This window comes from Sphingobacterium phlebotomi (genome assembly GCF_008180195.1).
Taxonomy (GTDB): Bacteria; Bacteroidota; Bacteroidia; order Sphingobacteriales; family Sphingobacteriaceae; genus Sphingobacterium; species Sphingobacterium phlebotomi.
This window is the reverse complement of the sequence record NZ_VTAV01000003.1, coordinates 364,469-378,348: the sequence shown is the minus strand read 5'-3', so window position 1 is coordinate 378,348 and position 13,880 is coordinate 364,469. Positions and strand designations below refer to the sequence as shown.

12 protein-coding genes and 1 tRNA gene are annotated in these 13,880 nt (G+C 42.1%); all 13 read right to left on the bottom strand.

Annotated elements, in window-relative coordinates:
* Window positions 1–45 precede the first annotated feature (45 nt).
* The 13 genes from FXV77_RS07865 to FXV77_RS07810 all read right to left on the bottom strand — a co-directional run bounded on the left by FXV77_RS07865 (window position 46) and on the right by FXV77_RS07810 (window position 13,865).
* Entirely contained in the window at window positions 46–756 is a 711-nt protein-coding gene (locus FXV77_RS07865; protein ID WP_148918665.1) for a hypothetical protein, read from the bottom strand.
* Window positions 757–854: 98 nt separating this feature from the next.
* Window positions 855–1,478: a fibronectin type III domain-containing protein gene (locus tag FXV77_RS07860; protein ID WP_148918664.1), complete on the bottom strand. Its 624-nt coding sequence runs from the start codon at window positions 1,476–1,478 to the stop codon at window positions 855–857.
* 135 nt (window positions 1,479–1,613) lie between these two features.
* The gene (locus tag FXV77_RS22060; protein ID WP_187444058.1) at window positions 1,614–1,781 is read right to left on the bottom strand and encodes a hypothetical protein; all 168 of its coding nucleotides are present in this window, start codon (window positions 1,779–1,781) and stop codon (window positions 1,614–1,616) included.
* 168 nt (window positions 1,782–1,949) lie between these two features.
* Window positions 1,950–2,936: a helix-turn-helix transcriptional regulator gene (locus FXV77_RS07855; protein ID WP_148918663.1), complete on the bottom strand. Its 987-nt coding sequence runs from the start codon at window positions 2,934–2,936 to the stop codon at window positions 1,950–1,952.
* Between the two features lie 65 nt (window positions 2,937–3,001).
* Window positions 3,002–5,002 (bottom strand): putative porin, encoded by a 2,001-nt coding sequence (locus tag FXV77_RS07850; RefSeq protein ID WP_148918662.1) that lies wholly within the window; start codon window positions 5,000–5,002, stop codon window positions 3,002–3,004.
* Window positions 5,003–5,054: 52 nt separating this feature from the next.
* Window positions 5,055–5,870, bottom strand: a complete 816-nt coding sequence (locus FXV77_RS07845) for a purine-nucleoside phosphorylase (protein WP_148918661.1) — start codon at window positions 5,868–5,870, stop codon at window positions 5,055–5,057.
* A 67-nt stretch (window positions 5,871–5,937) separates the two neighbouring features.
* A tRNA-Val gene (locus FXV77_RS07840) sits at window positions 5,938–6,012 on the bottom strand.
* Between the two features lie 69 nt (window positions 6,013–6,081).
* Window positions 6,082–7,569, bottom strand: a complete 1,488-nt coding sequence (locus FXV77_RS07835; protein ID WP_148918660.1) for a sodium:solute symporter — start codon at window positions 7,567–7,569, stop codon at window positions 6,082–6,084.
* 9 nt (window positions 7,570–7,578) lie between these two features.
* A complete protein-coding gene (gene murQ / locus FXV77_RS07830) occupies window positions 7,579–8,394 on the bottom strand; it encodes an N-acetylmuramic acid 6-phosphate etherase (RefSeq protein WP_148918659.1) in 816 nt (271 codons plus the stop codon).
* 100 nt (window positions 8,395–8,494) lie between these two features.
* Entirely contained in the window at window positions 8,495–10,321 is a 1,827-nt protein-coding gene (locus FXV77_RS07825; protein WP_246162348.1) for an outer membrane protein assembly factor BamB family protein, read from the bottom strand.
* A gap of 43 nt (window positions 10,322–10,364) precedes the next feature.
* The gene (locus tag FXV77_RS07820) at window positions 10,365–11,387 is read right to left on the bottom strand and encodes a glycosyl hydrolase family 18 protein (protein WP_148918657.1); all 1,023 of its coding nucleotides are present in this window, start codon (window positions 11,385–11,387) and stop codon (window positions 10,365–10,367) included.
* 65 nt (window positions 11,388–11,452) lie between these two features.
* Window positions 11,453–13,072, bottom strand: a complete 1,620-nt coding sequence (locus FXV77_RS07815; protein WP_148918656.1) for a PKD domain-containing protein — start codon at window positions 13,070–13,072, stop codon at window positions 11,453–11,455.
* 4 nt (window positions 13,073–13,076) lie between these two features.
* Window positions 13,077–13,865 carry a hypothetical protein gene (locus FXV77_RS07810; protein WP_148918655.1) on the bottom strand — a complete coding sequence of 263 codons (789 nt, stop codon included), beginning with the start codon at window positions 13,863–13,865 and terminating at the stop codon, window positions 13,077–13,079.
* Between the last annotated feature and the right edge of the window lie 15 nt (window positions 13,866–13,880).

Sequence of the window (13,880 nt, the reverse complement as noted above, 5' to 3'; positions counted from 1 at the left end):
TGCAAAATTATTTTTTGATTTTTTTAAGCGCGAAAGAGCAACCCCTTAATTAGGAAGGTCTCCCATTTTCCGCTTCATGGCGGCCATCGCAATCGACGCACGTTTATACATCGGGTCGACGAGCTCGATCAGCCGTCGATAAGCCTCAAATGCTTCCTCCGCAAAATCTAAGTTCTCCCGGTACACATCAAACATCTCCCCGTAAATCTCCAAAAACGTTTGTTCATCATCGTCCAGGGAAACAATATTGACCGAGAGTTCCTCATAGCGCGGATACACCTCATCGAATATACCGAAATACCGACCATGCACCGGCCAATGCTCCTGGTATTCGTCAGCCGGATCAATCAGGTCTATTTCATTATTGTAGCGTTGGGTTATATCGTCCACGAGCACATACAAATCCTGCACTGCGCTATTGTGCTTTTCCAGATCCTGAAATAAACCGGTCACATCAATGGAAAATTCATCCTCTATTTCAGGCAGGTTCTTGCCATCAGACAGCCCCAGGCTATCTTCCACAAACATCAGGCTTTGATTTAAACGAAGGGCTTCCATCTCGCTTTCGCGCGTTTGTTCCTGTATATCCAACAGTCCCTTAGCCAAATATTCCAGCCGTTGTCTCAAATCCCACACGACATTGTGTGCTTCGTAGTAACGTTCTAAAGCTTCTTTTTCGTAGTCTGGCTGCTCCTTGGATTCATCAAATTCCAGGATAATATCTTTTAGCGGATGTGGGCGAACGATCGTCTTCATATATTTTGTCTATTTATTTTTTAAAAAGTGGCTATCCCACGCTGAAGAGCGCATCATATTCCGTGATGCCGGGATAGCCAAAATTACCCGGTTAACGTTTAAAACACGTACGAACTTACGACATCGCTATAGGTCATCTGCGGATTTCTGCCGATGTAAGCGACACGGAACTCATATTCCTGTACCGGGTCCAGTCCGGTGATGGTCACCTTGGATCTGGAGCTTGTCAGCCTTGTCCAGTCGGTGTCGGTGTTTTTCTTCCGATATTCAAACTGATAGGCGAGATTACCCTTCCAGTAGGCCGTCTTCAGCGTGGTTACCCCCGATATACGCGCATTGACATCTACCGAAAGGAATTTGGGCTGTGGTGCCGGTTTGGGTCCAATGATGCCCCGTGCTGACGGGTTAAAGCCTGCCGCCAAAATGACCGCTGCATCGCCGTTTGCCTGACGCTCTACGTAGAGCGACAGATGATAAACCACGGTCTTCAACGCCGCAAAAGCCTGGTTTTTGAGCACGACAAAACGTTTGTCCCGATAGGCCGCATCGGCCTGCGCCTGCTTGACTTTAGCCAGTGCCTGTTCCAGATCGGCAATGCTTGGATCTGCCTCCGTAAACAAATCTGCGTTTTCTGTTAATTTAACAATGATGTTTTCAACGAATCTAACAAACTGTGCTTCTCCGTTACTGGTTCCCCCAGTTTTTAATGTTACTTTACTCATGATATTTTTTTAATGTTAAAAATTAAGCTTTTGTTGATCAACGATACAAACATAACATGGAGGGTCACGAAACAGGGGGTCATATCGTGCCACTTTTCTCGATTTTTACAGAAAATTTTGGCACGATTTGACCCCCTATCCCAGCAGAAACGGTAAATTTGTGCGTTTCCAGCTTGGAAATGCATGTTTTATCCAACCACAAAAATTACTTTTTTCACCAACATAACTTCTTTTTTCACCACAAAATCTTCCTTCTTCACCAACAAATAGTTGTAATTCCCCAAAAACCGCATCGTATTCCAAAAACAGAAACGTTATGCAACAACAAAACTTCTTCCTTCCCCACAAAAAATTACTTCTTCCCCAACCCACAATTCTCTTGTACCACAAACAAGATTATATTCCAGAAATATAGGCGTGATGCATCAACAATATATATATTTCCCCTACAAAAAAACCTATTGCACTGACTTATTCCTCTTCTTCGTTATCTTTCCGAAATTCACCCATTTCTTTTTGAAAGGAACTCGGGGTTTGGAAAAAATATTTTTTAAATTCCCGGCTAAAGTATTTCCGGTTGGGGTAGTTCAGCAGGTTGGAAATCTGGTCCACCGTCATCTCACCTTCGTAGAGTAGATTTTTTGCCTGGTTGAGTTTCGTCCGTTGGATATACTCCGCTATTTTAACCGGTCTATCTTCAAAAGCACGGTTCAACGTACGCCAGCTCACGCCTAACCCTTCGGCAACATCATGCTTATTAATGGAATCTAACAAGTTTTCATTGATATAAGCCAATGCCTTATGGTAAAGCCCCAACCGGCTTCGTTCGTTTTGGTCTGCTTGACGATCCAATTGCCGGCAGTATTCTTCCAGTAACCGACAAACGTCCAACAAGAGTTCGCCCTTACCACGGAAAGGGAGATATTCTGGTTTGCGGAGACGATTCCACGCATCCCGTAAACTGTGGTTGATACTGATATCCGGCTCCCAATAAGCGTTCGTGTTGGGCGATTCGTTTCGGTAGGCTAAGCTCGCCAACATCGGAAACTCTTTAAGCAAATCGGCTACGGCGTCATTTTTATAACCAATAAGAACAGCCCATTGTTTCCCCTGATTCAGAAGCAACGGAATTTTTTCTGCCGCTGTAGAAAACGAGATACAGCGGTTATCGCTCAAAGGCAGGCTGTGGGGTAAATAAAGTTGGGATGTGTTCATAAACTGGTACAATTGCCAGAAACTAATCTCGCCCATAGCGGGGTCAACGCGGAATCCGTCCGGATCAACGGTTCCTTTTAATTCCAGAAGAACGCATGCATCCAGTTCCATAAAAATGGCCTCGAGGTTATTACCTATTTGATAATGGCGGTTTAGGGGCAAAAAAGAAAGATACCCGCCCTCCATCGTTCTTACTGACGGATGCGCATTCTGTTGGAAATCAAAGAATTTAGATTGGAGCATGTTAGTATCTATATTAGTTAGACTACTAAAGATACTATATTTCAGTGAATTAAAAAAACTCCTTGTTAGTCATAAAACTTCCAGGACACGCCGAACCGTAGGTTCGCGTCCTGCATGGGATAGCGTCGCACCGTATAATATCCTTTTGGATAAACAAACTGATTCACAAAGTTGTAGGAGATGAATAGGTTCACACGGTCAATATTGCCGGTAAACCAAAGATCCACGATCGGATACGTGGAATATTCAATGCCTACATTATCATTGTAAAATTGTCCGACGTTAATGGCGTAGGAAGGCGAACGGAACGGCGTGTTGAACCGTATATCGGTTCCCAATCGAAAGTCCATGACGTTGTACAACTTATTCGCATAATAGAAACTGTGCCATGTGTACAACTCCGGGATAGCCAATATATTTTGAGCGTCCGTTTTCTGATATACACCCATATTATCAAAATGGAAGCGTCCCAGACGAAATTTCTGACTGACCGAGACTTTCAATAAATTCATATTGCCCGATTGCTCTGGGGTGATCTGCCGCATATACAACTCATCATTATCCGGGTTATCGATTTCACGAAAATAGAGGTACTTATCCATTAAAAAATATTCCACCTTACCAGAAAATCCGAGTTTATCGTTAGTATAGGCGAAAGAAAGATTCTGTGTCTTCGTTTTTTCCCAACTATGATCCCATTGATGATAAGTATAGTTCATTAAGTTAAACACCATTTCAGGTGATTTATTTTGCGAATAGGCCCCGATCCGCACCCTACCCACATTTTCGCTCAACAAAATATCCGCATTAGCTTCATAAAGGAAATCTCCTGCGTTTCGCCCTACAGCAATTTGGTTTACGTTCCCTTGCAACTGGACACGATCACTAAATTGGTAGCTTAAGGCACCTTTCAGCATACTGTTCTGGAAGAACTCGCTATTCAAGCTATCTCTATACCAAATCAGATCATTCTGAAAGCCTAGGTCGAGTTTAGCTTCATTTTTAAACACGCCCTTGCCCCGCAAATAAAAGCTGTAGGTAAATTCGTTGGTAATGTTCGTAATCGTTGTGGTGTCTTCCACAAGCGCAAAGTCACCATACGGAAACGCCCCCTCCAAGTCTTCTTCATTCTTGAAAAAAGTAAATCTCCGCTGTCGAAAAGATGAGTTATGTGCAACGGTATTCGTAGGGCGTATCTCCATCTCGGGTGTTCCCCGGTTTACGGTATCTAGCCGCCCTAAATAGTAAGACTGCCGTAAAAAGACACCGTTGTCTTTCCATTTATGGTGAGGACGATTGGCCTGCCGTCCGCTCAGTCTGACGGGGTACCCCATATTGGACATGCTGGAGGTGTCTCTAAACACGTCCTGCATATAGACATTACGATCTACAACAGATCCGTTTTCGGGGGAGTTTAAGTTGTTGAACGTTGCATTCATCAGCAGGTTATAACGCAAGCTTTTAGATTCATACCAGGTAAAGACAGCTGCCCTTCGATCATTATAATCTTGATTCACATAATAACCATCCGTATTTGTGGCGTAGTATTCTGCACCTATATTTAATTGCGGATTAATATTTTGTGCCAGTCGGGCCCGAAAAACTTGGTCATTGAAAAAGAAACCTACAGCATATAATTCGGAATAACGTGCTCTTGCCCGGAAGTATTGGATAGAATCAGACTGCAACAAATATCTTTCCAATGCATGGAATCCCGGTTGAAACCCAATTGTCTTATTCGGATTGAACAAGAGATCACGGGAAGCCAGACCATAAGAACCGAGGTTTATTGTCGGGTTCCACGGAACGTTTTGTTTATTATAATATTGAAAATTGACATGGGTGGTATCAATCTGTACGGTACGTGTACTTTGCTTAAGCATATCTAACGTTGCATAGCGCACATATCTTGCGGTAAAAACAACAGAGTCTGTTTTATTATCTTCTTTGGCTCGAGCCGAATCCAGTGCACTGCTAAATTCCTCTTCCACCTGCGCAGAAACATACGTCGTACCTACGAAGATAAAAATAAAAAAAAGTAGGAGTTGCTTCAAGTACCTGTTCATCAATACCGTTTGTTCTAAATTTTATGCCAAAAATAAGGCTAAAAATCTTCATTTATTGCAATGCTATCAATTCTTTTAGAATCTTTGTCATTTTTGGTTCCGCTTCTGCAGCTACTTGTACTATTTCTGCGAAAGAAACGGGTTTTAATTCTGCATGAAATCCTTCGTCTGTCACAACCGAAATAGCAAAGACCGGTAAACGCATGTGATTGGCGACGATAACTTCCGGTACGGTACTCATGCCCACAATATCCCCTCCAATGATACGCATATAGCGATACTCTGCTCTTGTTTCCAGATTGGGACCTGGCGTTGACACATATACGACTTTATGCGCCCTGTATTTTAATCGATCCGCAATCTCTAAAGCTTGTTGAATCATATCACCGTTATACGGTTCACTCATATCAGGAAAGCGTGGCCCAAAATCATCATCGTTAGGCCCTCGCAATGGATTGTCGGGGAGCAAATTGATATGATCTTCTATAATACCGAGGTCGCCTTTCAGAATATCGGGACTGAGCGATCCCGCGGCATTGGACACAAAAAGCTTCTGGATACCCAAAGCCTTCATTACCCGCACAGGAAATGTTATCGCCTGCATATCGTATCCCTCATAATAATGAAGACGTCCCTGCATAGCGACTACCCGGCGCCCGTTCAACATACCAAAGATTAATTTCCCACTGTGAAATTCAACGGTTGAAATAGGAAAATTAGGGATATTGGAATACATCATCTGGTATTCTATCTCTATTTCTTCGACCAACTTGCCCAGGCCTGTTCCTAAAATAATTCCAAATTCCGGTGTGAAATCGCCTATTTTACGGCGAATGGGCGCTACCGTTTCTTCTATTAAATGATACATGTTGGACTAAAAGTAAAAAATAAACCGTAGAAACGAAAAGAGAGACTATAAAAGTCTCTCTTTTTTGTGGGAAATACTGGGTTCGAACCAGTGACCCCTACCTTGTCGAGGTAGTGCTCTAAACCAGCTGAGCTAATTTCCCGATCGTCATTTGCGTGCTGCAAAGATAGTTAATGTCCTATCAAATTTAAAATTTATCTAAAATGAATTATTATACGCTATGCTCCTCCCGCGGAAGATTTCCAGGAGAAGTCACCCACATCAGCAGGAAAGTCGTCAGCCCATTATAAACAATCAACTCAAAACCAATACGATAGCTGGTATAGGGAATAATATAATAGGTATTCGATACATACCATATAATGGGCGAAAGGATACAGAAATAAGGCACCAAACGATCATTCACCTTTTTCCGTGTTAATATACCAAAGGCAAATAAACCTAACAGTGGGCCGTACGTATAGCTAGCCGCAGTAAAAATGGCGGTCACGACAGAATCGTCGTTCAACAACCGGAATATCAAGATAACCAGCAGCATGACGATACTAAATGCGAAATGCACGATATTCCGCTTCCGCACCAATGCTTTTGCATTCGGATCCTTTTCCTTATTAAAGCCAAGAAAATCTACACAATAAGAGGTGGTCAATGCCGTGAGTGCAGAATCCGTCGTAGCAAAAGTCGCAGCAGTCAATCCCATCATAAAAATAACCCCCGCTGCTATAGACAGATGATTCAGCGCTATCTCGGGGTAGAGGTAATCCGGTGTACGAAGCATGCTGATATCAATCCCTTTTTCTGCCACATAGATATAGAGCAATGCACCAACAGCCAAGAAGAATAAGTTGATAATAACAAATATCCCCGTAAACGTAAGCATGTTTTTTTGTGCTTCGCCAATGGTTTTCATGCTCAGGTTTTTCTGCATCAGATCTTGATCGAGTCCGGTCATGGCAATCGTTACAAACGCACCACCGATAATGTGTTTCCAGAAATGGTTTCGGTCGCCCAACAAATCTTCCCACACGACAATCTGCGAATAAGAACTTTCTTTCACACGCTCAAATGCATCTAAAACCGAAATACCTAATCCGTCCGCCATAAAATAAATAGATAGGATTACCGCTAATAGCAAACAGAATGTTTGGAGCATATCGGTGATGATTATGGTTTTAAGCCCCCCTTTGTTCGTATATAGCCATATCAATATCAGACAGCCTGCTACTGTTACGCCAAATGGAACATTCCACGCATCAAAAATAAATTTCTGCAAAATGATGGCCACGAGATATAGCCGGAAGGCTGATCCAATAGTTCGGGATATCAAAAAAATCATTGCTCCCGTCTTGTAACTTTTATATCCTAATCTGTCCTCCAAATAGGTATAGATGGACGTCAGATTCATCCGGTAATAAAGGGGCAACAAAACGTAGGCTATTACCAAAAATCCAACAGCGTTCCCTAGAACAAACTGAAAATAACTAAAGTTCGAGATCCCCACCGCCCCTGGAACAGAAATGAAAGTAACACCAGATAATGCCGTTCCAATCATCCCGAAGGCAACCATATACCATTTGGAATTTCTATTTGCCACAAAAAACGTAGCATTATCCGCAGTTTTACGGGATGTGAAATAAGATACGCTCAGTAGTATACCGAAATATACAAATAAAAACGCCAATAGTGTGATTGGTGACATTCTTGAATTTTAAGATTTTAAGGATTGATAACTTTCGATAGCTTTCCGGACATTACCATAGCGCTCTAACAGTATCGAGGCTGTTTCCTGATCGAGGCCTGTCTCTTCCATGACCATCCGCACGCCCCGGGCAACTAATTTGATATTCGACAATTGCATATCGACCATTTTATTGCCTTTTACGCGTCCGAGCTGAATCATGACAGATGTGCTCAGCATATTGAGCACCAGCTTTTGCGCCGTACCTGATTTCATCCGTGTGGAACCTGTGACAAACTCCGGGCCAACAATAACTTCTACCGGATATTGTGCTTCCTCTGCAATTGGAGAACGATCGTTGCATACCACACAACCTGTTACCAATCCTTCCGCATTTGCCCGTCTCAATCCACCGATGACATAAGGTGTTGTTCCGGAAGCGGCGATGCCGATAATGACATCATTTTTATCGATGTCGTATTCTTCCATATCTTTCCAAGCCTGTTCCATATCATCTTCAGCAAACTCCACGGCTTTACGAATAGCGGTATCTCCACCGGCTATTAGTCCTATTACCCAGTCAAACGGAACCCCAAAAGTTGGTGGGCATTCCGAAGCATCCAGAATACCCAAACGACCACTTGTTCCTGCGCCTATATAAAATAAGCGCCCTCCCATTTTCATTTTCTCGACCGTAATTTTCACCAATGCTTCCAGTTGCGGAATCGCTTGTTCTACGGCTAATGGCACTGTTTTATCTTCTTTATTCATGTTGGTTAATAACTCGTTAACCGACATTTTATCCAAGTCTTGATAATTTGACTCCTTTTCCGTGACTCTTACCATTTAAAATTCTATTACTTCCAACACAAAAATGCAAATTTTAATTCAAAACACGCACAAACATGCATTAATACTTTAAAAAATATCCACCTCGTCTATGTTTTTATTCCTTGTTGAGGTAAAGTTTCATCATCATACCATCCATCGTAGAGATAATCACATGGTTAGACCTCAAAACAAATATAGGATTTATCATCGCATTTGAACATTTATACTGCCATAAAACTTCTCCATTCTTCACATCAATACCTGAAATTAGACCTGAATGGCTTGGCACAAATATTTGTTTACCGTTGGTCGCTATAGCAGAGGGTGTTAACTCGTATGGCAACTGTAATGCTGAACGCCAAGCAATATCCATACTATCCGCTGTCGTCGATATGCCCAGCAGATTGCCATCCATCGTTTTCACATACACATAACGTCCATCTTCTGAAAGTCCCATCGACTCGCGAACACGAATGGTCTCTTTTTTTTCCCGCCATATCACCTCTCCCGTCATGGCATCCAAACAGGTCATATAACGATCTGGGGCGACAATAAAAATACGATTGTTCGTCGCTACCGGATAGCATGCTGCAGCCGATAACATCCGGTTTTTATGTCCATTATCCCAAGACCACTGTAACTTGCCAGTCTTCTTGGACAAGGCATAAAATCCATTTCCCCAATCACCAAATATCACTTTATCTTTATACAGTGTCGGCTTCCCGGAAACATATCCTTGAAGTTGATCGAACGTCCATTTGATTTTTCCTCTTTTTACATCTATTGCTCGGAATGTTCCGTCAGAACCACCAACAAAAGCTATCCCTTTCTCGATTACCGCACTGCCCAGCACCGCTTTGTCTATTTTTATCTGCCATTGCAATTGACCGTTTCCCGCGTTCAGACCATATATTGTTCCATCTGAAGAACCGACAATTACGGTATTCTTCCAGACCGCGGGTGTAGCATAAACTTTACCTCCTGTTTGGTACGTCCACACTTTCTCTCCTGTGTTTACATCGAGTGCAAAAACTTGTCCGGCAGTATTACCTGTCAAGATCAAATCACGATAACTTGCCATTCCTGCTCCTAAATCAGCATCATCTTGAAATCTCCACACTTCCTGTACCCGGCGGGCATGCTGGTCATTTATGGAGAAATCAGGGCGCTTATAGGAGATGTCCGCTTGATCAAAGCGATGGTTTTTCAGCGGCACTTGTGTCCAACTTTTCTCTGTTTTCCACAAAGGCCTGCGTACCGTATACGTAGCCTTTCCGTTTTCAATGGCGACGATATTATAACCGCCTACGGAATCCTTTGCCCGTAAATTAGAACGTCCCATAACACCTGGTATCCCTTCCCAATCGTACACGCTGTTGTTATGTCCATGCCCACACATCGCCAATTGCACATTCCTTTGTTTTAAACGGTCTATCGCTTCATACCAATTATTCAAGGAAGAGTCCAACGGATAATGGTTAATAAAGACCAATGGGGATTCCTTATCCGGGTTTGCTTTGAATACGGAATCCATCCACACAAGATTCTCCCGAGGAATCTGGCCCGGGCTCATGCGCATATTTGGTCCGGATGTCGTCCCCATAAATAGATAGCCTTTATGGCGAAAGAAAAACGTTTCATCGCCAAACACTTTCCTAAATGAGTTGGCTCCGCTTTCTGACCAATTGCTGTCATGGTTGCCAGGTAACACGTATAGCGGTAGAGACAGACTATCTAAAATCTGCTTTGCCAAAGCTAGCTCTTCGTCTGATCCAAACTCGGTCACGTCTCCCGATAGGATAACAAAATCAATATCACGCTGCTGGTTGAGATCCCGGACGGTGCGTCTTAAATCTTCTGCTCCCGTAGATCCACCTACATGGGTGTCGGTTACTTGGGCAAATTTGAAGGGTTGCGGGTAACAAACAAGGCTTATTAGCAAAAAGCATATTACAAGAATATATTTAGGTATCGCAAGCATAATCCTATTTACTTACTTCATGAGCAGCTTTTAGCAATGCATTATCTCCTCTAGCATCCTGTCCATATTCCCAAAACATTACACCGTTTCCACGTTCTTTCGCCAGTTCTACCTTAGCTTTGATCGTCGGAACACCGTTATAGTAGTAGGTTACGTCCTGCACATCAAATTCGTCTTCATCGGGATTGGCACCAGCGCTTAACAAGGCTGAATAAGTCAGGGCAACATTGTCTACATTTTTACCATAAAGCGGCACTCCTAAAATTGCTTTTTCCTTTGGCAAACCTTTTTCATTCAGCCAAACATCGAATACTCGATTTGCCATATAGTAAGTGGCATGGTGATCTGGATTTTCGGAATCTATATTAAACCCATCATACGCCATTAAATTTACAAAATCCACCACCTCAATGGTGCCCGCGGTTATTCCCTCTTTCACTGGTCCTGCGTACATCCCGGGTGTTACCGCAATGCTCAGATACTTATGCCATGCATGTAATTCGGTCGACAAATCTTTAGCAAAAACTTCAAAAGTGACATCACTTCCATAATTAGCACGTGGATATTCCCAGTCAAGGTCTATCCCATCCAAGTTATAACGAACAGCAAATTCCACAAGGCTTTCCACTAATTTCTTGCGTGTTTGCTCGTTTGCCGCGATTGTTCTAAACATCAACTCATTCCCCTGTATAGAAATGGCCGTTTTCACATTGTATTCTTTTGCCAACTTATTCAATGCCTCAAAGTTTGCGTGATTGGTAAGCGTCTGTAATGTCCCGTCTTCTTTGGGGTTTAGGAAGGCAAAATGTAAATGGGTAATATAGGCAAGTTTTACGGTATCAAAATTTGCTATCGCAGCATTATGATAGCAATAAGCAACACGCTTGAAAGAATTGTCTGCGATATATTCTCCCGTTGGTTTCTCAACCGCTTTGGAACCATAATCATCGGTTACCCATATTACATCTTTTTTACAGGATGAAAAAACAATAACCGATGTTATAAAAAGTAGGAATAACTTTTTCATGAACCTTATTTTAAAATTTAAATATCAGCGGTTCTCTTCCATGATTAGAGAAGAGAACCGATTTATTATCTCTTTACTTGATCGATTGCCAAACCATATGGCGCGTAGCCTTTAAATAAGAAGCTAGCGGTTTCCGTACCATCCAGATTATAGCGTTTTACACCTGAATTAGCAGCCGATGGACCTAAAGTTGGTGGGTTTCCACTACCATAGATATCCGAAATAGCTCTGTATCCGTAATATAGATACCCTTTACCATCCTCGTCGACATCAATGTCCATATTGGTAATATATACGTACTCTCCTGCTGCGCCTTGGTCACTGTACCCACCCGAGCCGATATTCATCGACCAATGTGTATCCACCGAGATGATATTAGACCCATCCATATCGGCTCTATAAATACCTAAACCACGCCCTGCATCAGCTCTGTTTGTAGCAAAGTAGATATGACCGTTTACTTGATCAACTATAAATGTTCGGATAGCATGACTTTGTATAGCTGTCGTGAATTTGCCGATATAGTTACCATCATAACCATATTTATAAATTCCTTTTCCAGTGGTTCCAGCGTAAGACACCCAAATTTCATTACCTACTTCTTTTATGTCTGAAGCGAAATAAGTGGAAACTCCCTCACCTGCAATAGTCGCATTGATGTTGAACTTAATAGCCGGATAAGCAGCTTCTGACGAGGATGCATTAATAACACGTACTCCCCAGTTCCTGCAGGTCCACCAAATATTTCCAAACCTGTCTACAGTATGCATCCACGGATCATCACGATAATCCAAAGAAGCGGCAACTGGTTTAGTAATGATATTTTCACCACTACCATCCAGATTATAAGATTTCAACACCCCGTCAGCAACAGCGGCGTCTCCCGCAGAGAACCTTGTTCCAAAACCTGTTTCTGAAAGATAAAGTTTGTTCCCTTTTACGGAGAGTCCAAAGGCATTATAACCCGTTGTGGCGCCAATCCACTCTACCTGACTTTCACTCTGCGTAGTCAGCTTATATTTATAGATACGTCTAGTGAACGCATCGGTGAAGTAAATCGTTTTTGCCAACTCTCCTTGAACAATTATGACAACCTCGGTGCTAAGTGTTTCGTCACCATCATTTACAGTTAGCTTCACCAGCTGCGGTCCTTCTGTCGTAAATGTAACCTTCGGGTTCGCTGCCGTGGAAGTTCCTGCCGGACCAAAATCCCATTCGTAACTAACAGGACGTCCCGGAAATTGAAAAACCCTCGCAGCGAAAGTCACTTCTAAAAATACGCCGATATTTTCGGGGACAACGATAACAGGTTGTTGTTTTTCTATCACAATTTTCTTGGTAATTTCCTTTTGTTCACCGTCTTTCCAAGTTGTCAGTTTCACGTTGTATTCACCCGGCAACTCATAAAAAGCAGAATCCGGCACCATTTTTTCTGACTCACTATAACTTATGGTATCTCCTTCCGGCGTTATCGTCTTAGCTCCCGAGAATTCCCATAAGAATTTATCCGCATTTTTAGAACGGTTTGTTAAACCGACTTTAGCAGGAGCAAATATTTCAATGGTGGGAAAATCAAAATTTGTGATGTAGTCTCCTTGCTGTCCTATACTCGTGATTTCTTCTTTTGAACATCCTAGAAAAATGGCCAACCCGATTACCAGATATAAAAATTTAATCCTTTTCATAACGCTAAATATTGTTTTCAAATGTACGTGGTGTCGCTGATGTTACGGCTCCTGTTGGCGTAGTAACACTTGCGTCGATCCGTACATTATAGGTTCCTTTTTTTGCAATATTACTTACTATCGCTATAAGTTTCTCTTTTGCTAAGTTTTCTTTAAGATTATTAATTCCCACCTGCGTCAAGACATAAGTCCCTCCATTCGTGAAATGCGTCTGTGGCGCTTCAGGGAAAAGCAATAAGTAATCCTCCTTTGTAATGTTATAGGCTAGTATACTTTTCAGAATGGCAAAATCAACATCGGATAAACTGGAAATTAGCGTATTGTCACTCGGATATTTTCCATCCAATCTTTCCACTTCATATTCGAACCGAATAACGTAATTATTAGATGCGGTTACCCAATATTTGTCCAGATCGTTAGACAAAACCGCATTCCATACCGCCATATTCTTGATGGTATCTGTAAGAATTAACGTAGAAAATGTACTGTTGTTAGATGTAATATCTTTCGTATCTATTGATGTCCCTTTTTCCAAACTCAATTGTATTCCGAACGATTCAAAAATAGTTTCGTGAAATTCGACTTTATCAAACCTATCATCTCGTTGCCATGTAGAAACTGTTACGGCAACGGTATCACCGATAGCCGGCCTTGTATTATTGAAACTCATACTTATCTGAGCTGAAAACTCCTCATTTGTGGTTCCCAATTCTGTTATAGGATCATTCTTCTCACAACTGCTTGACCAGCAAACTGTAATAAACAGAATGGTATATAGAATAACTTTTTTCATCAGAATAAATTTTTT

What these genes read in the sequence shown, in the direction of transcription:
- FXV77_RS07820 (WP_148918657.1), bottom strand. Translation starts at nt 11,387, where the DNA reads ATGAAAAAGTTATTCCTACTTTTTATAACATCGGTTATTGTTTTTTCA.
- FXV77_RS07865 (WP_148918665.1), bottom strand. Translation starts at nt 756, where the DNA reads ATGAAGACGATCGTTCGCCCACATCCGCTAAAAGATATTATCCTGGAA.
- FXV77_RS07835 (WP_148918660.1), bottom strand. Translation starts at nt 7,569, where the DNA reads ATGTCACCAATCACACTATTGGCGTTTTTATTTGTATATTTCGGTATA.
- FXV77_RS07860 (WP_148918664.1), bottom strand. Translation starts at nt 1,478, where the DNA reads ATGAGTAAAGTAACATTAAAAACTGGGGGAACCAGTAACGGAGAAGCA.
- murQ (WP_148918659.1), bottom strand. Translation starts at nt 8,394, where the DNA reads ATGGTAAGAGTCACGGAAAAGGAGTCAAATTATCAAGACTTGGATAAA.
- FXV77_RS07850 (WP_148918662.1), bottom strand. Translation starts at nt 5,002, where the DNA reads ATGAACAGGTACTTGAAGCAACTCCTACTTTTTTTTATTTTTATCTTC.
- FXV77_RS07845 (WP_148918661.1), bottom strand. Translation starts at nt 5,870, where the DNA reads ATGTATCATTTAATAGAAGAAACGGTAGCGCCCATTCGCCGTAAAATA.
- FXV77_RS07815 (WP_148918656.1), bottom strand. Translation starts at nt 13,072, where the DNA reads ATGAAAAGGATTAAATTTTTATATCTGGTAATCGGGTTGGCCATTTTT.
- FXV77_RS07855 (WP_148918663.1), bottom strand. Translation starts at nt 2,936, where the DNA reads ATGCTCCAATCTAAATTCTTTGATTTCCAACAGAATGCGCATCCGTCA.
- FXV77_RS07810 (WP_148918655.1), bottom strand. Translation starts at nt 13,865, where the DNA reads ATGAAAAAAGTTATTCTATATACCATTCTGTTTATTACAGTTTGCTGG.